Consider the following 19253-nt stretch of genomic DNA (forward strand, 5'->3'; position numbering starts at 1 on the left):
TAATTACTGGATATGTCTTCAGATATTCTAATAAGAACGAATTTCTAGTCGTGAATAGTCTTTGTTGTAAGATTTCAGGAATAATTTAATTGATTTAAACCTCAGGTTGCCATGTCCTTCTTACATCGACATTAATCAGTGCAACACTTCGCAAAAACCGTTTAATTAGACATTAAACAAGAAATGCATCACATCACCATCTTTCACGATGTAATTCTTACCTTCTACCCGCATCTTCCCGGCTTCTTTAACCTTAGCTTCACTACCAAACGACACATAATCATCATATGCAATAACTTCAGCTCTAATAAAGCCTTTTTCAAAATCGGTATGAATAACACCTGCAGCCTGTGGCGCTGTAGCGCCAATAGTGACCGTCCAAGCACGCACTTCTTTTGGTCCAGCCGTGAAGTAAGTTTGTTGTTTTAAGAGCTTATATGCTGCTCTAATAAGTTTTGCCGAACCTGGCTCATCTAGGCCAATATCTTCTAGAAACATTTGACGTTCTTCGTAATCTTCAAGTTCGTTGATGTCTGCCTCAGTACCAACGGCTAAAACTAAAACCTCTGCGTTTTCATTCTCTACAGCCGCTCTCACTTGCTCTACATAAGCATTTCCGGTTGTAGCGGAGCCTTCATCAACATTACAAACATACATTACAGATTTATCGGTAATAAATTGCAATGGTTTTACATATTCCGCATAGTCTTCATCAGAAAACTCCAATGCTCTCACCGAAGTACCAGACTCTAGACCTTCTTTTATTTTAAGTAATACGGCTTCCTCAGCCTGAGCTTCTTTATTACCAGTTTTTGCGGCGCGCTTTACTTTATCTAATTTCTTTTCTGCGGTTTCTAAGTCTTTAAGCTGCAATTCCATATCGATGGTTTCCTTGTCTCTAATCGGATCGACAGAACCATCAACATGAACAATATTATCATTATCAAAGCAACGTAACACATGCAGAATAGCGTCTGTTTCTCTAATATTTGCTAAAAACTGATTTCCTAAACCTTCGCCTTTACTAGCCCCTTTTACTAAACCCGCTATATCTACGATCTCAACGGTGGCTGGAATTACTTTTTCAGGATTAACTAATTCCTCGAGCTTGGCTAATCTTTGATCTGGTACGTTAACTACACCAATATTTGGTTCTATTGTACAAAATGGAAAATTTGCACTTTGCGCCTTGGCATTAGATAAACAGTTGAATAAGGTTGATTTTCCTACGTTTGGTAATCCTACAATTCCAGCTTTCATGTATTGTTAATTTTGCGAGTGCAAATGTAGTTAATTACTAGAATAATTTAGATTAATTAGTACTTGAAAAATAATAGATTCCGACAATACATAAAATATAAAACAAAAGGCCTAAGTAATAATAGATAATACCTTGTTGTTTTTGCTTTTTTGTTCCTGGTAAATTATAGACATAGTGGTTGCCAGCAAAAAGCACTAAAAAAATTCCGAAGAAGAAAATAAGAGCTTTATCGGTAGTTTTTAGTCCGGTATGTTCATTAGAAGTATTCAACTAATCTTTTTTGTTTTTTTCTGAACCTGACATGGCCAAGCCAATAGAAATTCCCATGGCTAGACCAATAGGAATCCATAAGGCAATTTTATCTGTGGCAACTCCAACGGCAGTGCCAATCGCCATTCCAATGCCAATTCCCAACGGTAATTTACTTTCAGTATTTGTAGGTTTCTTGCTCATCTTTTTTGTAAGTCTAAATGATTTAAAAAATGTTACAGTAATCAATGCCAAGTAGCCTCTTTACTTCTTGAAATTAGTTGTTTTAATACGTCAAGATCTATATCTGCTAATTTATTAATGTACAAACAACCTTTACCCCATTTGCATTTTCCGAGTTTCGAAATTAATTCTTGCTCTTGATTGATATCGAAAGTAAGGTATATAGTCATTTTAGACTTTCTTGGCGCGAAACCGACATTAAACCATTCGAACTCTTCCTTTCCTTGCTTTCGCTTGTATTTGTATTTTCCGAAGCCAATAATGAAGTAATCGCCCCAAATTTTGGGTTGGTGACCCGTAATTTCAGACATTATTTCAATCAGTTGTTTACTGTCATTTCTCTTGGTTTCATTTTCTATACTTTCGATATATGCCGAAACATTCTTATCGGTTTCTTGGGTTGCTAGTGCCATAAGTGCGAGTTTTGTTTTAAAGATAAAACATTTAAAAGTACTTTTGCAGCCTGATAATTTTTCATTTTGAAACTCAAAAAAGCAGAACTCAAAGCCTTTTTAGACGAAAAAGTAATTCAATACAATAATCTAAAATTTATTGAAAGCGACCCTATTCAGATTCCACATCAATTTTCTAAAAAAGAGGATATTGAGATTGCTGGGTTTTTAACAGCAACAATAGCTTGGGGAAATCGCAAGAGCATTATCAATAATGCCCACAGAATGATGGAATTGCTAGATCATTCACCTTTTGAATTTATAAGCCAACACGAATCGGCAGATCTTGAGCGTCTTCAGAATTTTGTACACCGCACTTTTAATGGTGATGATTTTGTTCAGTTCATTAAAAGTTTGAAACATATTTACGCCAATCATGAAGGCCTTGAGGCTATTTTTAATAAACATGCTGAAAAAACCTCTCTACAGCAAAGTATTCATGAATTCAAAAAAATATTTTTCGAGATCCCTCATTTAGAACGCACCAAGAAACATGTGAGTGATCCACTCAAAAACTCTGCTGCTAAGCGCATTAACATGTATTTAAGGTGGATGGTTCGCCAAGATCAAGTTGGTGTAGATTTTGGCATTTGGAAAAGCCTCTCGCCTTCACAATTAAGTTGTCCGTTAGATGTTCATTCAGGTAATGTGGCCAGAAAACTTGGATTATTAAAACGCAAGCAAAATGACGCTAAAGCTTTGGCAGAACTTGATAAAAACCTCAGAAGACTCGACCCAGCAGATCCTGTGAAATATGATTTTGCATTGTTTGGCTTAGGTGTTTTCGAAGGGTTTTAAAACATAAAAAAGGCTTCCGAAATGGAAGCCTTCTTCAAATTATATATAATTTATATTATCCTTTTAACCAAGCTTCTCTTGTTGCTTCCTGCTTTTCTGAAGCATTTTCACCTTCTATTAAAGATTCGCTTTTTGCAGTCGCTTTTTCTAAAGTGCCTTTTAAAGTCATAGCCTCACCATTGCGCTCAATGTCTAGGCTATATTCCTGACCAGGCTGCCATCCAAACATACCACCAATTACCTGTTGTGCGTTCTCTAAGGTTAAGTCAGCACCATTTACTTTTTTGATCACATCACCTGCTTGTACGCCTTGAGATGCCCAGAATGAATTTTTTAAAGCAACATCAGAAAAGAAGATGGTTCCTTTTTCCTGATCTGCATCGAAAATAATGTTTTGTCCGCCAGCAAAGATATAGTTAGTTGGAACTTCAGACTCTCCTAAGGTTAATCCAACCATTTCAAAAAACTCATTGTAATTGATCGGTACATCACCTTCAACATGTGTCTTTAAAAATTCACCAACACTTGGATACGTCATTGCAGTGATTTCTTCAATAATGCTGTCATCGTCAAATGGTTTTTCTCTTCCGTATTTGGCTGACAATTCTTTCATAAGCGACAACATACTTCTGTTTCCATCACTTTCTTTACGCATTAAAATATCAATACACATACCGATCAAAGCACCTTTCATATAAACATTGTAATAATTAGATGCGTATGGTTCTTCCAAAACATTTTCACTCATCACCGTAAAACTCATTGCATCATCTAAGTTTTTAGACGTTGCAATCTTCGACATTATCGTGTTGTAAAATTCATTTGGTTCTATCAATCCCTCATATACTTGGAAATGTTGTGCAAAGTATTCAGTTACACCTTCATACATCCATAAATGCTTAGAGAATGTAGGTTGATTGTAATCAAAGTAATGCACGTCTTCTGAATGTACAGATAAAGGTGTTACAATATGAAAAAACTCGTGTGCAACCACATCGATTATTGAGCTTGCTAATCCCTCAGGACTTGAAGACTCAGGTAAAACAACTACCGTAGACGTGTGATGTTCTAAAGCACCCATTCCTTTTGGAGCCGTTTCGGACCCGTCAGACAAGTACAAGTAAATATCGTAACGTGCCGTACTATTTACATCTCCCAGATATTCCTTTTGAGCTTGCATCATTTTAAAAACAGTCTCCTTCTGACTTGCCGCTGTATGCTTTTTATTTGGTGAGTAAACGCTAAGTACAATTTTGATATCACCTACCATAAATTCCTCTACGTCTAAATCTCCATACATCATTGGGTTATCAGTGATTTCGAAGTAGCGCTCAGCAAAATAACTGCTTGTAATTGCCGTTCCATCTGGACTAGATTTCATACCTCTATCCTGAAGTGCAGACGTTCTTACAAATGTTGCTGGTGCAGTAACATCTAAGGCATACTGATTATTTTTTAAAGAATCGAAATACCCAATAAATCCGTGAAGATTCAGTACATAGTTGTCTTCTTCGATATTAGTCCCAGCAGGAGAAAATGGATTTTCACCTCCAATTCCACCACTAGATTCGATATCAAAGGTGTCATTCACGTAATAGGTCACTTTATCAAGCTCAGTAGCATTAGCAATGCTCCATGTGTTGGTATCAACCTTCGTTACTTCTAACTCATTACCATCGTAGTCTAAAGCTTTTAAATCATCTACATACTTTCCAAAGTCACTTACAGAATACGTTCCTTGTACCACACGAGGAAGCCTGTAGGTCACAGTTTCTGAAGTGAAGCGACCTGGATTAATTGTTACAGGTACTTTATCATCAACAACAGCTGTAAGGTCTAATGCGGTTTGAATTGGGTTATTAATAGCTAGATCATCTACTTTTGGTTTTGCTGATCCACAACCAACCAAAATAATACTTAAGCCAACAATGGCTAAATAATTCTTCATCTCTATAATTTTAGTTTTTGTACTTGACGCACAAAACTACAATCTGTTACCACTTTAACTCTAAAGGTTTTGTTAAATTAGTCGCATGTCTCTAGTTACCGTAAGCATATTGGTTCCTTTTAAAAATACCGAAGCGTTTATCGCAGCGTGTATTAATTCTATCATTGATCAGACCTATCCTCATTGGGAGGCTATTTTTGTAAATGACCATTCTGGAGACGAATCGCTTAAAATAGTTGAAGGTTTTGCGCAAACTGAACCAAGATTAAAGGTATTAAATAATGAAGGTTTCGGAATCATTGAAGCACTGCGCGCAGCCTTTAAACATGCGCAAGGAACTTTTATTACCAGAATGGACAGTGATGATATCATGGTGCCTCACCGCTTAGAATTCATGGTTAATAGTCTTATTAAACATGGTAAGGGTCACCTTGCTGTTGGAAAAGTGAAATATTTTAGAACAGATGGTGTTAGCGATGGTTACTCGCGTTATGAAAAGTGGATCAATGACCTCACCGAAACAGGAAATAATTATTCTGAAATTTATAAAGAATGTGTAATCCCCTCACCTTGCTGGATGCTACATCGAGAGGATCTCATTGCCTGTGAAGGATTTAATCCGAATCGTTATCCTGAAGATTATGATCTCACTTTTAGGTTTTACAGAGCAGCCTACAAGTGTATTCCATGCAATGAGGTGCTACTGCATTGGCGAGACTATGCCACTCGCACCTCTAGAACACACGAGCACTATGCTATAAATTATTTCCTTGATATAAAGGTGCATTACTTTCTAGAACTCGATTACGATCATCGAAGACCTTTAACGGTTTGGGGCGCTGGTAATAAAGGTAAAACTGTAGCAAAACTATTGATTGAAAATAAAATACCATTTTATTGGATCTGCGATAATGATAAAAAAATTGGGAAAGACATTTATGGTAAAGAACTACTCAATTTCGATGTTTTAAGTTCGCTTAATCAACCACAAACCATCGTTACTGTAGCCAATGAAAACGAACAGAAAGACATTACTAACTATTTTAAAGAGCGACAAATGTTACCAATGAAGGATTACTTCTTTTTCTGTTAAAATTCTCAAAAGCGAAATACTGTTATCTTCATTCATTTTCTATATTTGGCTAAATAATCACCCTAATTAATAGGAATGCAGTTTAAACACCCTGAATTACTTTACGCACTATTTTTACTGGTCATTCCAATACTTATTCATTTATTCCAACTTCGACGCTTTCAGAAGGTAAAGTTTACCAATGTTAAATTTCTGAAAGCCGTAAAACTCCAAACACGAAAAAGCTCACAACTAAAAAAATGGTTAACATTAGTGTCGCGGTTGTTGCTTTTAGCATGTGCAATAATTGCATTTGCACAACCATTTATTCCAAATACCGAAGACTTTAACGAAGCTCAAGAAACTGTGATCTATTTGGATAATTCTTATAGTATGCAAGCTAAAGGTAAAAATGGTACTTTACTTAATGAAGCTATTCAAGATATCATTAATACCTTGCCGGAAGATGAACCAATCAGTTTATTTACTAATGATCAAACCTACAGAAATACAACCGTAAAGGCTCTTAAAAATGATCTTATTCAATTAGGTCATTCTTCAACTCAGCTTAACTATGACGCGTTGTATCTAAAGGGAAAACAACTTTTTTCAACTGATCTAGGATCAACGAAAAACCTGATTTTAGTTTCCGATTTTCAACAAAAATCAAATCCTATAGCCTTTGAATCGGATAGCATTGTTAATCTTAGATTAGTACAGCCAAAATCTAACATTGCGACAAATGTAAGTATTGATAGTGTTTACATATCCAATACGTCTGCCGAGACACTAGACCTCAATGTTAAACTGTCAAATCAAGGGGTAGCGCTAGAGAATATCACAGTATCTCTGTTTAACAATGATGAGCTTTTGGCAAAAAGTGCCGTTGATCTCAACGGTGAAACTGAGACTACCTTTACCATTTCGAACAATATGATCATTAATGGCAGGTTGATGGTAGATGACGTCGGGCTTCAATATGATAATAGCTTCTACTTTAATATAAACGCAAAGTCAAAAATCAAAGTTCTGGCCATTAATGAAAATGCCGATGACGATTTTTTAAAACGCATTTATACTAATGACGAATTTGAATTGCTGTCCTTTAATATCGACGCCTTAAATTTCAATTTAATTCCCGATCAAAATCTTATCATTTTAAATGAATTAGATGTTATATCTGAAGCACTTAGAACTGCTCTGAATACCTTCAAAAATGACGGAGGAAATATTGTAATTATACCTTCAGATAATATTAACTTAAACTCTTATAATCAATTATTTAGAGATAATAATTTAAGTGGTTATAATTCATATAGTAATTCTGAAAAAAGAATAACGTCCATCAACTATGACCATCCACTTTTAGCCAATGCTTTTTATTCTAAAGTGACAAATTTCCAGTATCCAAAAGTAGATATTGCCTATCGATTTTCATCAAATTCGAATACGGTATTGTCTTATGATGATGGCAGTAGTTTTTTAATTGGAAATAATGGTGCCTACGCATTTTCTTCAGCCTTAAATGAGGACAATTCAAACTTTAAAAATTCACCGTTAATAGTACCTGTACTCTATAATATGGGTAAACAGAGTTTGAAGCTCCCACAACTATATTATTCAATAGGGCAGCCCAACTCCATTGCCATTAATGCTGCCTTAGGTCAGGATGAAATATTAACATTGGCGTCTGATGAATCATCAGTCATTCCATTACAGAAAACATACAGTAAAACAGTGGTTTTAGAGACCAATGAATACCCCAATACTGCTGGGATTCTCGAAGTTAAAAACAAAGAACAAACCCTTCAGAATTTGAGTTTCAACTATAATAGATCTGAAAGCAACCTAAGTTACTTTGAATTGCAGTCAATTAATAACAGAACTTTAAACGAAAGTTTAGCCTTAACGATCAATGATATAAAAAGTAGCTCAACTATTAATGCACTATGGAAATGGTTTGTTATTTTTGCGCTAGTATTTTTGATCATAGAAATACTTCTACTAAAATATCTTAAATGAACGTACTTATAAAATCTGCCACTATCGTTGATTCTAAGAGTGATTTTCACAACGAAACGGTTGATATTTTAATTGAAAAAGGTCGTATCTCTAAGATTTCAAAACGCATTTCAAACCCAAACAATTATCGAGAAATCAAACGCGACAATCTCCATGTTTCGCAGGGATGGTTTGATAGTAGCGTGTCTTTCGGTGAGCCAGGTTTTGAAGAGCGCGAAACCATCGAGAATGGACTTAAAACAGCTGCGCAGTCTGGATTTACAGCAGTAGCGTTAAATGCAAATGCTAATCCGATCATAGATAGTTTTGCAGATATTACTTTTGTTAAAGCCAAGGCTCAAAATAAGGCTACAAGCCTCTATCCTATTGGTGCGCTCACAAAATCGAGTGACGGCGAAGATCTCGCAGAGCTTTTTGATATGAAAAATGCAGGAGCTGTAGCCTATTATGATTATCAACGTCCGATTTCTAATCCGAACCTTATGAAAATTGCTTTGCAATATGCGAGCAATTTCGATGGAATGGTATGTTCGTTTCCTCAAGAATCAAAGATTACTGGTAACGGTGTTGTTAATGAGCACATTAATAGTACTCGTCTTGGATTGAAGGGCAACCCAGCATTAGCAGAAGAACTTCAAATTTCACGCGATCTATTTTTATTAGAATATACAAGTGGTAAACTTCACATACCAACGATCTCTACGGCAAGATCAGTGGAGTTGATCAGAGCGGCAAAAGCGAAAAAATTAGACGTGTCATGTAGTGTAGCCATACACAATTTAGTGCTTACGGATGACGAGTTAAATGGCTTCGACACACGGTATAAAGTATTACCACCTTTAAGAACGCAGAAAGATTGTGATGCTCTTATTGAAGGGCTTAAGGATGGCACCATAGATATGGTAACTACCGATCACAATCCTATTGATATTGAGGATAAAAAAGTAGAATTCGATCATGCCATGTACGGAACTATTGGCTTAGAATCTGCCTTTGGTGCGCTTCAAACTGAATTTACCACTAAGAAAGCAATTCAGCTACTTACACAAGGAAAATCTCGATTTGGGGTTAAAACAAACACTATCGCTTTGGGCGAGGATGCAGATCTGAGTTTATTCAATCCTGATGCCCGCTATACTTTCAGAAAATCAGACATAACATCACGCTCTAAAAACTCCGCCTTTTTAGGAAAGGAATTAAAGGGAATAACTTACGGCGTTATTGCCAACAACAAAATTGTTCTTAAATAATGGACCAGAATACAATTGAAGAAGGAAAAACTCTGGCATTGGTTGCTTACTTATCACTTTTCGGTACGTTGATCGCATTTTTTATGAATCAGGAAAAAAAGAATCCATTTACTTCTTTTCATATTAGGCAAGGTCTTGGACTTGGCTTATTATATATTACGATAGCTTTTTTGATTGGTGGTTTTGATAATATGAATGTTAGTATTGGCTTCTGGATCTCTTTCTCGGTACTTTATCTTTATGGGATTTTTGGCGCTATCACAGGGAAAATGAACAAAATTCCGTTACTCGGTGACTTTTTTCAAAATATGTTTAAATCGATCGGGCAATAATTCATGACCAACTTACACTATATCTCTAGGCCTTCAACCTTAAAAGAAAATGCGCCTTTATTAATTATGTGTCACGGCTATGGCAGTGATGAAAATGATCTATTTTCTTTTGCTTCAGAATTACCTCAGGAGTTACACATCATATCGCTACGAGCACCTTTCGCTATGCAACCTTATGGAAATGCCTGGTATGCTATTAATTTTGATGCTGAAAAAGGTAAATGGAGTGACAACGAACAAGCGAGACTGTCAGTAGACTTGATCTCGGAGTTTATAGATTATGCCTGCGAAACCTATCCTGTAGACAGCTCTAATGTAACTCTTTTAGGATTTAGCCAAGGTACAATTTTAAGTTATGCAGTAGCTCTTAATTATCCTCATATAGTAAAGAATATTGTTGCTTTGAGTGGCTATATTAATGAAGAAATTCTTCCTGAACGTATTGAAAACAGTGATGTCTCTCATTTAAATTTCTTCTGCTCACATGGTTTTGTGGATCAGGTAATTCCGGTAGAATGGGCAAGAAAAACGCCAGATTTTCTAAAAGCACTCGACATTAATCATGTCTATAAAGAATACCCTGTAGGTCATGGTGTAGCACCGCAGAATTTTTATGATTTCAAAGCCTGGTTAGATCAGTACCTCTAGCCCAATTTCGGATAGATAAAATATTCGGTTAATTTATATTTCAAATTGTTGTTTTCGTCGATATCATAGGTGACAAAGATTTCACCCCAGTGTTCTCCATCTGTAAAATTTGCCAGTATCCATCGATGGTTCACAATTCGAATTTTATTGATAACCAATTTCGATTCTGTCATTGAAACATAAGGAACGATCGGATGATCTTCACCTTCATAATCATTCATATTGTATAAGCCTTCAGAAATTGCCTTTATGAGTTCATCAGCATCATAGCCTTGCGCAATGAAATAATCGAGAGCGTTATCATTGCGGTCAATATTGAAATAATTCAGTTCGAAATTTTGTTCCTCAAGATCAGCAATGGCCTTCTCTTGGGTTTCTATTTTAGATTTAAAGCTATTTATATCCTTTTCGTATTTATCAATTATATTTTTTGAATTGACATATTGAAATATGATCAGTAAGGCTGAAAATATAAACAGATACATAAAAACTCTATTCTTCATATCTAAATTGTAATTTGTAAATTATCGTATGCCAGAAAAACGTTCTCTGGCAATTTTTGTTGTACGTCGTCATGAAAACCTAACCAATGACTAATATGCGTTAAATAGGCGCGCTTTGGACGAACTTTTTCAATGAACTCTAAGGCTTCTTCAAGATTGAAATGTGATATATGCGGTTCTTCACGTAAAGCATTAACCACTAATACGTCGAGATCTCGAAGTTTTTCAATTTCAACATCAGGAACTGTTTTCATATCTGTGAGATAGGCGAAATTACCAAACCTAAAGCCAAAAACCTGAAGTTTATAATGCAAACCATCAACCGGAATGATCTCTAGGTTCCCAAGAGTGAAAGGTTCATTTTTGATTTCATGCTTAATAACACTAGGCACACCAGGATACTTAGCTTCAGAAGTAAAAATATAGTCAAAACGTTTTTCAAGCGCCTTAAACACGCGTTTGTGTGCATAAAGGTCAATATCACCTTGCCTGAAGAAAAAAGGACGAATGTCATCTAATCCCATGGTATGATCGGCATGCTCGTGGGTAAATACAACTCCATCAATTTTAGTGACCTTGGCATTCAGCATTTGCTGTCTAAAATCTGGCCCACAATCAACAACATAACAATAGTCATCCCATTCAACCAGAATGGAAACCCGAAGTCGCTTATCTTTTGGATTATCGCTCAGACAAACCGGATGTGTGCTCCCAATAATGGGTATTCCTTGTGATGTTCCGGTACCTAAAAAAGTTATTTTCAAAGGTGTTAAGTTTATAACAAAAATAAGGCTATTTTTTTGTTTAATAAGCTAAATTGATACCTTTGTAACATCGATGTAACCCAATAACCATGGAAGAAATAACGTATAAAGGGGACTCAGTTTTTGAAAATATTCCTTCATTAAAAGACAAGGCCCTACGTATTAATCTAAATAAAGACATTTACGGAACATTTGCAGAGATTGGTGCCGGACAAGAAACTGTAAGACAGTTCTTTAGAGCTGGAGGAGCTTCTGGTACTATTGCAAAAACTATGTCGGCCTACGATAAAGATTTCAGTGATGCCATATACGGCATAGAAGATGACCGCCGCTACGTTACTGAAGCAAGATTGCGTAAAATGCTTAATCATGAAGTGGGGCTTATTGAAAAGCGAATTAAAAGAGAAAACCATCCTACAAAACTTTTCTTCTCTTATGCCAACACAGTGGCTACCATCGATTTTGCAAAGAAATATAAAGGACATGGATGGGTTGGTATTAAGTATCAGGTGGCTCCAGACCAGGAGTACAATGATATTGTTTTGCATATTCGATTTAAAGAAAATGACGCGCGCTTACAGCAAGAAACCTTAGGTAAATTAGGAACTAACCTTATTTATGGTGCTTTCTATAAATACAATCAACCTAAAAAGTTATTGCGCTATTTATACGACCATCTTGATAAAGATCAATTAGAGATCGACACGATTAATTTTTCCGGACCAGTTTTTAAAGACATTGACAACCGTCTAATGAGTTTACAATTGGTTAAAAACGGCATGACTGATGCTGTAATGTTTGCACCTGATGGTAACAATGTGTTACCAGCACGTGTGCTTTATAAGAAGAACATATTAGCACTTAGAGGTAGTTTTAGGCCAGTAACCAAGGTAAATATGGACATGTATGAGAAATCATATGAGATGTTCATAAAAGAAAATAAGGTTGAAAAGGAAAAAACGCAAGTTATTTTCGAAATCACCTTATCTAACCTTCGTGCTGAAGGAGAAATTGATGAGCAAGATTTTATGGATCGTGCGAAGTTGCTATGCTCCTTAGGCCAAACTGTACTCATCTCTAATTTTCAGGAGTATTACAAACTAGTCGAATACTTTTCTCAATATACGAAGAGCAGAATGGGACTTACACTCGGCGTGAATAACCTTGTCGATATTTTTGACGAAAAATACTATCGCCATTTAAGTGGTGGTATTTTGGAAGCCTTCGGAAAGTTATTCTACAAAGATTTACGTGTTTATCTATATCCGATGCAAAATGAAGATGGAAGCATCACAAATAGCGAAAATCTTAAGGTTCACCCACGTATGAAGGAACTTTATAAGTTCTTCAAATACAACGGAAAGGTAGTTGATATTAACGATTTTGATTCGTCAAACTTATCTGTATTCTCAAGAGCTGTATTAAAGATGATTATGAATGGTGAAGAAGGCTGGGAAGAAATGCTCCCTGAAGGTGTAGCAAAACTAATTAAAGAGAAAAGCTTATTTGGTTGTGAAACTGAAGAGGTTGTTCACAAGTAAAGAATAGAAACAAAAATAAAAGCGACCTACAGATTAATTTAAATCTTAGTAAGTCGCTTTTTTTATGCCTAAAATTTTAATTAGTCTGTTAAGATCTGTGCAGTGTGTTCTTTAGTTTTTACTTTGGTAATAACATCTTCTAAAACCCCATTCTCATCGATTACAAATGTAGTTCTATGGATTCCGTCATACTCTTTACCCATAAATTTTTTCGGACCCCAAACACCAAAGGCTTCAATAACCGCTTTGTCCTCATCAGCTAACAAAGGATACTGAAATCCATATTTGTTTTTAAAATTCAATTGACGTTTAGCACTGTCTGCACTTACACCAAGAATTTCATAGCCCTGTGCCTTAAAGCGATCGTAGTTATCATTTAAGTTACAAGCTTCAGCTGTACAGCCTGGAGTGCTTGCCTTTGGGTAAAAGAAAACTACTAGTTTCTTTCCTGCATAATCCGATAATGAAATCGTATTTCCTTGTTCATCCTTTGCTGTAAAATCTGGTGCCTTATCACCTACTTTTAAATGCGTCATATTGCTTAAATTTGTTTTTGTAAAAATACGATGAATGACAAAGCAAGAAAAGGTACATTTTGTTATAAATACGTTAAATCAATTGTACCCTGAAATCCCAATTCCACTAGACCATCAAGACCCTTACACCCTGCTGATAGCGGTATTACTTTCTGCACAAAGTACAGATGTAAGGGTAAATCAAATTACACCATTGCTTTTTGAACGTGCCGATAATCCTTACGACATGATCAAACTCAGCGTCGAAGAAATTAGAGAGATCATTAAGCCAGTTGGGTTATCACCTATGAAAAGTAAAGGCATTTATGGATTGTCTCATATACTGATCGATAAGTATGATGGCAAGGTACCTCAGACCTATGAGGAACTAGAAGCGCTTCCTGCTGTTGGCCATAAAACTGCTGCTGTTGTTTTGTCTCAAGCTTTCGGAATACCAACATTTCCGGTAGATACGCACATTCATCGCTTAATGTATCGTTGGAACCTCAGTAATGGTAAAAATGTAGTTCAAACTGAAAAAGATGCAAAACGAATCTTCCCAAAAGAACTCTGGAATGATCTGCATCTTCAAATCATTTGGTATGGTAGAGAATATTCGCCTGCTCGTGGCTGGGATCTAGAAAAAGACATCATTACCAAAACAGTGGGAAGAAAGTCTGTAATTAACGAGTATTACAAAAAACAAAAGAAGTAGTATTGGTATAATTATTGAGGGATAGAACCTAAACCTATCAATCAATGAAAAAGCCATTACTACTTATCTTAATAGTAATTACGTCCTCTTGCATTCCGTATAAAATTGCACCAAAATTTAAGAATGAATCTTATAAGGTAATGAAGGCCAAAAAGTTTCAGCGTAAACTACCGCGCGAGACTTCCTTTATTTTCAAAGATCCTAAAGATGCGGATGAATTTTATCAATACATCAACAAAAAATACAATTTGAAGGATGACAACGTTGGTTTAAATACTCCCATCCAAATTAATGATAATGACTATTATTTGACTTATTCGGAAGTAGAACGCACGGACGAATCCGTGAACTTGCCTTTAGTTCTGGTTGATGCCAAACGCGATCAGAATGGTAATGCGCCTCTATTTGAGGGTAATTATACCACAAGAAAAGGGCATTGGTACATTGTGATCACAATCTATGATTCTGAACTTAAAAATTGCTTACTCGAAAAGCATCCTGAAAAGCAAACTGTCCTAAAGTATTTAAGAGATTTACAGCAAGAGTACTTAACCGCTCATAATTATGAAGCATTATTATTTACTACAAAATCATGAGATATTTAGTCCTTTTCATATTGGCGATAACAATGTCATCTTGCATTCCGGTGAGCTTCCCTCCTAATTTTCGTGATGATGGTTATAAAGTAAAAGAAGCTAAAAGCTTCAAACGAAACCTACCTGAAAAACAGGCGTTTATTTTTGTGGACACTAAAGATGAAGGCGATTTTTATGATTTCATCAATACCAAGTATGAACTGTATGATTTTGAAGTGAATTTCGAAGTGCCTTTCAGAATTGAAGGCCATTTGCATTACCTTTCATTTTACGAAGTCAAAAAGGTTATGACTGCCGTTGATATATTTGGAATTACCGATGACATCATTCATGAATCCCACACCTATTATGTGGCTTTAACCGTAATGGATAACGAATCCAAAGACTGTTTGAATTCATCACATCCTAATTATGCACTAGTTATTCAATATCTGAAAGATCTCAAACAAGAATACTTAAAAACTACTGAAAAGTCTGAAGAAAATTCAGGTATAAAAAAATCCTGACTTAGCATCAGGATTCTTTTCCAACTTAATTTAGAAGTGCTTCAAACTTCAATTTATTATAATTTATAACACTTAAAGCCTTTGAGTAATTCAAAAGGAAACGCACGGTTTCATCTTTTGGTTTTAGGTTATTGTTTTTTGGGGAAGCGTTAGAGTAAATTTTTGCCATATTTTTAAATTAGGGTTAATTATATGACAATAACGTACTTTAAAACTCTTTATTGTATCAATTTGTTAAAATGATATTATTCTGCTCTATAACCTTACGCATATTGATCAATGCATAACGCATTCTTCCTAGCGCCGTATTAATACTAACTCCTGTACGTTCTGAGATTTCTTTAAAACTCATATCTTGGTACATACGCATCAAAAGCACCTGTTTTTGGTCTTCTGGTAACTCTTCTATAACGCGTCTTACATCAGACTCAACCTGATCTTTGATCATACTTTTCTCTGCATTTAAGCTTGAATCGCTCAATACTGAAAAAATGCTAAACTCACCAGCGTTGTCGAATTTTGGCATTCTGCTGTTCTTTCTGAAGTGATCAATAACTAAATTGTGAGCAATACGCATTACCCAAGGTAAAAACTTACCTTCTTCATTATACTTTCCACGTTTTAAAGTTCTGATAACTTTAATAAAGGTGTCCTGAAATACGTCTTCAGTAATATCTCTATCATACACTTTTGAATAAATAAAGCTATAGATTTTTTGCTTATGCCTTTCAATTAAAACCGAAAGTGCGCTTTCGTCTCCTCTAATGTAGTTGCTGACCAACTCTGCGTCTGGGATAAGTTCTCTTTTCATAATATTACTCTTAGTAGCAAGAAGCAAGCTTCTTCGCAAGGGGTTAAATTTTATAAAGTAATATTATGCGATACGCAGATGTTTTTTAATGATTATGAGGTAAATATAACAACAATCATTCCGAAAAAGCAAAAAAAACCATCAAATTTTAACATTTAATCTAACATTCGTGCATTTTATCAGCTTAAATAGATAACGTATCTTTGCAAAATTATACACTCAAATATCCTATGAACACTAACATTTTAGAGGTAAATCCGAAAGAAAACATCATCATTAAAGGCGCTAAATTGCATAACCTAAAAAATATTGATGTTGTTATTCCAAGGAATAAATTAGTGGTTATAACAGGATTATCAGGCTCCGGGAAGTCAAGTCTGGCCTTCGATACGCTTTATGCTGAGGGTCAGAGACGTTATGTTGAAAGCTTATCGAGTTATGCTCGTCAGTTCTTAGGAAGACTAAACAAACCTAAAGTAGATTATATAAAAGGTATTGCGCCTGCCATTGCTATAGAACAAAAGGTAAATTCCACCAACCCGCGATCTACAGTGGGCACAACTACCGAGATTTATGATTATTTAAAATTACTGTTTGCGCGTATTGGTAAAACCTACTCTCCTATTTCTGGCAAGGAAGTTAAGAAGCATACCGTTACCGACGTCATTGACCATATTTCAACTTTCGAAGAAGGCTCAAAGCTTTTACTGCTTTCTCCGATAACCCTCGAAAATGGTAGAACCGTTGAAAACAAACTTCAAACCTTATTACAGCAAGGCTATGCTCGTATAAAATACAATAACGACGTTCTACGAATAGATGACGCCGTCAAAGAGAATATTTCCTCAGATAAGAATCTCTACTTAGTTGTCGATCGAATTGTTTATAAAGACGATGAAGATTTTCTTAACCGGTTGGCAGATGCAATAGAAACTGCATTTTTTGAAGGTGTTGGAAGTTGTATCATTGAATCCTTATCGGATAAAAAGCAGACCTCATTCAATAATAAGTTTGAATTAGATGGCATGACTTTCCTCGAACCAAATGCACATCTCTTTAGTTTTAATAATCCTTATGGTGCTTGTCCGAAATGTGAAGGCTATGGTGATGTTATTGGTATTGACGAGGATCTTGTTGTTCCAAATACTGCGCTTTCAGTTTTTGAAAATGCTATTTTTCCATGGCGCGGAGAAAGTATGAGTTGGTATAGAGATCAGTTGGTTAATAATTCTCATAAGTTTGATTTCCCTATTCATAAGCCATATTTTCAATTGAGTGACGAACACAAAGCTTTAATTTGGAAAGGCAATCAATATTTTGAAGGCTTAAATAGCTTTTTTGCTGAGCTTGAATCTAAAGCTTATAAGATTCAAAATCGCGTGATGCTCTCGCGCTACCGTGGAAAAACAAAATGTAACGTTTGTAAAGGTAAGCGCTTAAGAGAAGAAGCCAGTTATGTAAAAATAAATGGATCTACTATAACTGATCTGGTAGATATGCCTTTAAATGAACTTGCTCAATTTTTCCACGAGCTTGAGCTTAATCCCTATGAAACCAAAATCGCTAAACGTCTTCTAGCAGAAATTAATACACGACTAGAGTTTTTAACGAACGTCGGACTTAATTACTTAACATTAAACCGTCGCTCTAATACGCTCTCTGGTGGTGAAAGTCAGCGTATAAACCTCGCAACATCACTTGGTAGCAGTCTTGTTGGATCGATGTACATTTTAGATGAACCTAGTATTGGTCTACATCCAAAAGATACTGAACGCCTGATAAAAGTTTTAAAATCACTTCGTGATCTAGGTAATACAGTAGTGGTTGTAGAACACGATGAGGATATTATGAAAGCTGCTGATGAGATCATTGATATTGGCCCCGAAGCAGGCACATTTGGTGGTGAAGTTGTTGCAACTGGTGAATTCAAAGATATACTTGTGTCAGACACTTTAACTGCCAAATATTTGAATGGCCAATTAGAAATTAAAATCCCAGAGCAACGAAAAACATCAAAATACCATATTGATATAATCGGTGCTCGTGAAAACAATCTCAAGAACATCGATGTGACGTTCCCACTAGAAATGCTTACGGTAGTAACGGGAGTTTCGGGTAGTGGCAAAAGTACTTTGGTGAAAAAAGTGCTATTTCCTGCCATTCAGAAAAAGTTAACTGGCTTTAGTGATAAGGCTGGACAGTTTACCGAAATGAAAGGAAGTTTCAGTAATATCCAACATGTTGAGTTTGTAGATCAGAATCCGATTGGAAGATCTTCACGTTCTAATCCGGTGACTTATGTTAAGGCCTATGATGATATTAGAGCCTTATTCGCCTCTCAGAAACTGAGTAAAATTAGAAACTATCAGGCGAAGCACTTCAGCTTTAATGTTGATGGTGGTCGTTGTGAGACGTGTAAAGGTGAAGGTGAAGTTACTATTGAAATGCAATTCATGGCCGATGTGCATTTAACTTGCGATACATGTGGCGGTAAACGATTCAAAAAGGAAGTACTCGAGGTGAATTTTGAAGGCCAATCTATAGATGACATTTTAAATATGACCATCGATAACGCCATTGAATTTTTCAAGACGCATAAAGCCACTAAAATTCAAAATAAGTTACAACCCCTTCAAGACGTAGGATTAGGCTATGTTACTTTAGGGCAATCCTCTTCTACCCTTTCAGGTGGTGAAGCGCAACGCATAAAACTTGCAACCTTCCTAGGAAAAGGAAGCAAAAGTGACAATGCGCTCTTTATTTTTGATGAGCCAACCACCGGACTTCATTTTCATGATATTCAAAAGTTATTAAAATCCTTCAGAGCACTCATCGCCAAAGGCCATTCAATTATTGTTATTGAGCATAATATCGATTTAATAAAATGTGCCGATCATATTATTGATCTTGGTCCAGAAGGAGGTAAAAATGGTGGTTATATGGTGGCAAATGGCACTCCAGAGGAAATAGCTTCAAATGGAAGATCAGTAACTGGTAAATACCTTCAGGAAAAATTAAGTTGAGAAA

Annotated in this window: 20 protein-coding genes; 11 read left to right on the forward strand and 9 right to left on the reverse strand. The window is 35.8% G+C overall.

Going from position 1 to position 19253, the window contains the following annotated elements; genetic code table 11:
- Positions 1–165 precede the first annotated feature (165 nt).
- The 4 genes from ychF to DDY94_RS03570 are packed head-to-tail and all read right to left on the reverse strand — an operon-like array spanning position 166 to position 2166.
- The gene (ychF, locus tag DDY94_RS03555; RefSeq protein ID WP_111682673.1) at positions 166–1260 is read right to left on the reverse strand and encodes a redox-regulated ATPase YchF; all 1095 of its coding nucleotides are present in this window, start codon (positions 1258–1260) and stop codon (positions 166–168) included.
- Positions 1261–1312: 52 nt separating this feature from the next.
- Positions 1313–1531 carry a hypothetical protein gene (locus DDY94_RS03560; protein WP_111682674.1) on the reverse strand — a complete coding sequence of 73 codons (219 nt, stop codon included), beginning with the start codon at positions 1529–1531 and terminating at the stop codon, positions 1313–1315.
- Positions 1532–1714, reverse strand: coding sequence for a hypothetical protein (locus DDY94_RS03565; RefSeq protein WP_111682675.1), 183 nt, complete (start codon positions 1712–1714; stop codon positions 1532–1534).
- A gap of 41 nt (positions 1715–1755) precedes the next feature.
- Positions 1756–2166 carry a DUF1801 domain-containing protein gene (locus DDY94_RS03570; RefSeq protein ID WP_111682676.1) on the reverse strand — a complete coding sequence of 137 codons (411 nt, stop codon included), beginning with the start codon at positions 2164–2166 and terminating at the stop codon, positions 1756–1758.
- 66 nt (positions 2167–2232) lie between these two features.
- On the opposite strand from DDY94_RS03570, the gene DDY94_RS03575 reads away from it, so the two are divergent.
- Positions 2233–3003, forward strand: a complete 771-nt coding sequence (locus tag DDY94_RS03575) for a TIGR02757 family protein (RefSeq protein WP_111682677.1) — start codon at positions 2233–2235, stop codon at positions 3001–3003.
- 55 nt (positions 3004–3058) lie between these two features.
- On the opposite strand, the gene DDY94_RS03580 is transcribed toward DDY94_RS03575, so the two are convergent.
- Positions 3059–4951 (reverse strand): M61 family metallopeptidase, encoded by a 1893-nt coding sequence (locus tag DDY94_RS03580; RefSeq protein ID WP_111682678.1) that lies wholly within the window; start codon positions 4949–4951, stop codon positions 3059–3061.
- Positions 4952–5036: 85 nt separating this feature from the next.
- Between DDY94_RS03580 and DDY94_RS03585 the strand changes: the two genes are divergently transcribed.
- The 5 genes from DDY94_RS03585 to DDY94_RS03605 all read left to right on the forward strand — a co-directional run bounded on the left by DDY94_RS03585 (position 5037) and on the right by DDY94_RS03605 (position 10275).
- Positions 5037–6044 (forward strand): glycosyltransferase family 2 protein, encoded by a 1008-nt coding sequence (locus tag DDY94_RS03585; protein WP_111682679.1) that lies wholly within the window; start codon positions 5037–5039, stop codon positions 6042–6044.
- A gap of 75 nt (positions 6045–6119) precedes the next feature.
- Positions 6120–8045: a BatA domain-containing protein gene (locus tag DDY94_RS03590; RefSeq protein WP_111682680.1), complete on the forward strand. Its 1926-nt coding sequence runs from the start codon at positions 6120–6122 to the stop codon at positions 8043–8045.
- On the forward strand, positions 8042–9295 hold the full coding sequence (locus DDY94_RS03595) for a dihydroorotase (RefSeq protein WP_111682681.1): 1254 nt from the start codon (positions 8042–8044) through the stop codon (positions 9293–9295). Before DDY94_RS03590 ends, DDY94_RS03595 begins: the two co-directional genes overlap by 4 nt.
- A complete protein-coding gene (locus DDY94_RS03600; RefSeq protein WP_111682682.1) occupies positions 9295–9627 on the forward strand; it encodes a hypothetical protein in 333 nt (110 codons plus the stop codon). The genes DDY94_RS03595 and DDY94_RS03600 overlap by 1 nt, the downstream gene beginning before the upstream one ends.
- A gap of 3 nt (positions 9628–9630) precedes the next feature.
- Complete coding sequence (locus tag DDY94_RS03605) at positions 9631–10275, forward strand: alpha/beta hydrolase (RefSeq protein ID WP_111682683.1); 645 nt, start codon at positions 9631–9633, stop codon at positions 10273–10275.
- Here the strand turns inward: DDY94_RS03605 and DDY94_RS03610 are convergent.
- Both DDY94_RS03610 and DDY94_RS03615 read right to left on the reverse strand, forming a co-directional pair.
- On the reverse strand, positions 10272–10778 hold the full coding sequence (locus tag DDY94_RS03610) for a thioredoxin domain-containing protein (RefSeq protein WP_232817810.1): 507 nt from the start codon (positions 10776–10778) through the stop codon (positions 10272–10274). The two genes, DDY94_RS03605 and DDY94_RS03610, sit on opposite strands and share 4 nt — an antisense overlap.
- A gap of 2 nt (positions 10779–10780) precedes the next feature.
- Complete coding sequence (locus DDY94_RS03615; protein WP_111682684.1) at positions 10781–11542, reverse strand: MBL fold metallo-hydrolase; 762 nt, start codon at positions 11540–11542, stop codon at positions 10781–10783.
- A gap of 89 nt (positions 11543–11631) precedes the next feature.
- On the opposite strand from DDY94_RS03615, the gene DDY94_RS03620 reads away from it, so the two are divergent.
- The gene (locus tag DDY94_RS03620) at positions 11632–13083 is read left to right on the forward strand and encodes a TonB-dependent receptor (protein WP_111682685.1); all 1452 of its coding nucleotides are present in this window, start codon (positions 11632–11634) and stop codon (positions 13081–13083) included.
- 80 nt (positions 13084–13163) lie between these two features.
- Here the strand turns inward: DDY94_RS03620 and bcp are convergent, their stop codons facing one another.
- Positions 13164–13619, reverse strand: coding sequence for a thioredoxin-dependent thiol peroxidase (gene bcp / locus DDY94_RS03625; protein ID WP_111682686.1), 456 nt, complete (start codon positions 13617–13619; stop codon positions 13164–13166).
- Positions 13620–13653: 34 nt separating this feature from the next.
- Here bcp and DDY94_RS03630 point away from each other — a divergent pair, with 34 nt between their 5' ends.
- Genes DDY94_RS03630 through DDY94_RS03640 form a run of 3 tightly spaced genes read left to right on the forward strand, consistent with a single transcriptional unit; the run spans position 13654 to position 15415 of the window.
- Complete coding sequence (locus DDY94_RS03630) at positions 13654–14313, forward strand: endonuclease III domain-containing protein (RefSeq protein WP_111682687.1); 660 nt, start codon at positions 13654–13656, stop codon at positions 14311–14313.
- Between the two features lie 44 nt (positions 14314–14357).
- The gene (locus tag DDY94_RS03635; protein ID WP_111682688.1) at positions 14358–14909 is read left to right on the forward strand and encodes a hypothetical protein; all 552 of its coding nucleotides are present in this window, start codon (positions 14358–14360) and stop codon (positions 14907–14909) included.
- Positions 14906–15415: a hypothetical protein gene (locus DDY94_RS03640; protein WP_157957232.1), complete on the forward strand. Its 510-nt coding sequence runs from the start codon at positions 14906–14908 to the stop codon at positions 15413–15415. Before DDY94_RS03635 ends, DDY94_RS03640 begins: the two co-directional genes overlap by 4 nt.
- Before the next feature lie 226 nt (positions 15416–15641).
- Here DDY94_RS03640 and DDY94_RS03645 read toward each other — a convergent pair whose 3' ends face one another.
- The gene (locus DDY94_RS03645) at positions 15642–16226 is read right to left on the reverse strand and encodes an RNA polymerase sigma factor (RefSeq protein WP_111682690.1); all 585 of its coding nucleotides are present in this window, start codon (positions 16224–16226) and stop codon (positions 15642–15644) included.
- 230 nt (positions 16227–16456) lie between these two features.
- Between DDY94_RS03645 and uvrA the strand changes: the two genes are divergently transcribed.
- Positions 16457–19249 carry an excinuclease ABC subunit UvrA gene (uvrA, locus tag DDY94_RS03650; protein ID WP_111682691.1) on the forward strand — a complete coding sequence of 931 codons (2793 nt, stop codon included), beginning with the start codon at positions 16457–16459 and terminating at the stop codon, positions 19247–19249.
- Positions 19250–19253 lie beyond the last annotated feature (4 nt).

The sequence above is a fragment of the Winogradskyella tangerina genome (genome assembly GCF_003260205.1).
Taxonomy (GTDB): domain Bacteria; phylum Bacteroidota; class Bacteroidia; order Flavobacteriales; family Flavobacteriaceae; genus Winogradskyella; species Winogradskyella tangerina.

What these genes read in the sequence shown, in the direction of transcription:
- DDY94_RS03635 (WP_111682688.1), top strand. Translation starts at nt 14,358, where the DNA reads ATGAAAAAGCCATTACTACTTATCTTAATAGTAATTACGTCCTCTTGC.
- DDY94_RS03570 (WP_111682676.1), bottom strand. Translation starts at nt 2,166, where the DNA reads ATGGCACTAGCAACCCAAGAAACCGATAAGAATGTTTCGGCATATATC.
- DDY94_RS03580 (WP_111682678.1), bottom strand. Translation starts at nt 4,951, where the DNA reads ATGAAGAATTATTTAGCCATTGTTGGCTTAAGTATTATTTTGGTTGGT.
- DDY94_RS03605 (WP_111682683.1), top strand. Translation starts at nt 9,631, where the DNA reads ATGACCAACTTACACTATATCTCTAGGCCTTCAACCTTAAAAGAAAAT.
- uvrA (WP_111682691.1), top strand. Translation starts at nt 16,457, where the DNA reads ATGAACACTAACATTTTAGAGGTAAATCCGAAAGAAAACATCATCATT.
- DDY94_RS03610 (WP_232817810.1), bottom strand. Translation starts at nt 10,778, where the DNA reads ATGAAGAATAGAGTTTTTATGTATCTGTTTATATTTTCAGCCTTACTG.
- DDY94_RS03600 (WP_111682682.1), top strand. Translation starts at nt 9,295, where the DNA reads ATGGACCAGAATACAATTGAAGAAGGAAAAACTCTGGCATTGGTTGCT.
- DDY94_RS03645 (WP_111682690.1), bottom strand. Translation starts at nt 16,226, where the DNA reads ATGAAAAGAGAACTTATCCCAGACGCAGAGTTGGTCAGCAACTACATT.
- DDY94_RS03640 (WP_157957232.1), top strand. Translation starts at nt 14,906, where the DNA reads ATGAGATATTTAGTCCTTTTCATATTGGCGATAACAATGTCATCTTGC.
- DDY94_RS03565 (WP_111682675.1), bottom strand. Translation starts at nt 1,714, where the DNA reads ATGAGCAAGAAACCTACAAATACTGAAAGTAAATTACCGTTGGGAATT.
- DDY94_RS03585 (WP_111682679.1), top strand. Translation starts at nt 5,037, where the DNA reads ATGTCTCTAGTTACCGTAAGCATATTGGTTCCTTTTAAAAATACCGAA.
- DDY94_RS03590 (WP_111682680.1), top strand. Translation starts at nt 6,120, where the DNA reads ATGCAGTTTAAACACCCTGAATTACTTTACGCACTATTTTTACTGGTC.
- DDY94_RS03630 (WP_111682687.1), top strand. Translation starts at nt 13,654, where the DNA reads ATGACAAAGCAAGAAAAGGTACATTTTGTTATAAATACGTTAAATCAA.
- DDY94_RS03620 (WP_111682685.1), top strand. Translation starts at nt 11,632, where the DNA reads ATGGAAGAAATAACGTATAAAGGGGACTCAGTTTTTGAAAATATTCCT.
- bcp (WP_111682686.1), bottom strand. Translation starts at nt 13,619, where the DNA reads ATGACGCATTTAAAAGTAGGTGATAAGGCACCAGATTTTACAGCAAAG.
- ychF (WP_111682673.1), bottom strand. Translation starts at nt 1,260, where the DNA reads ATGAAAGCTGGAATTGTAGGATTACCAAACGTAGGAAAATCAACCTTA.
- DDY94_RS03595 (WP_111682681.1), top strand. Translation starts at nt 8,042, where the DNA reads ATGAACGTACTTATAAAATCTGCCACTATCGTTGATTCTAAGAGTGAT.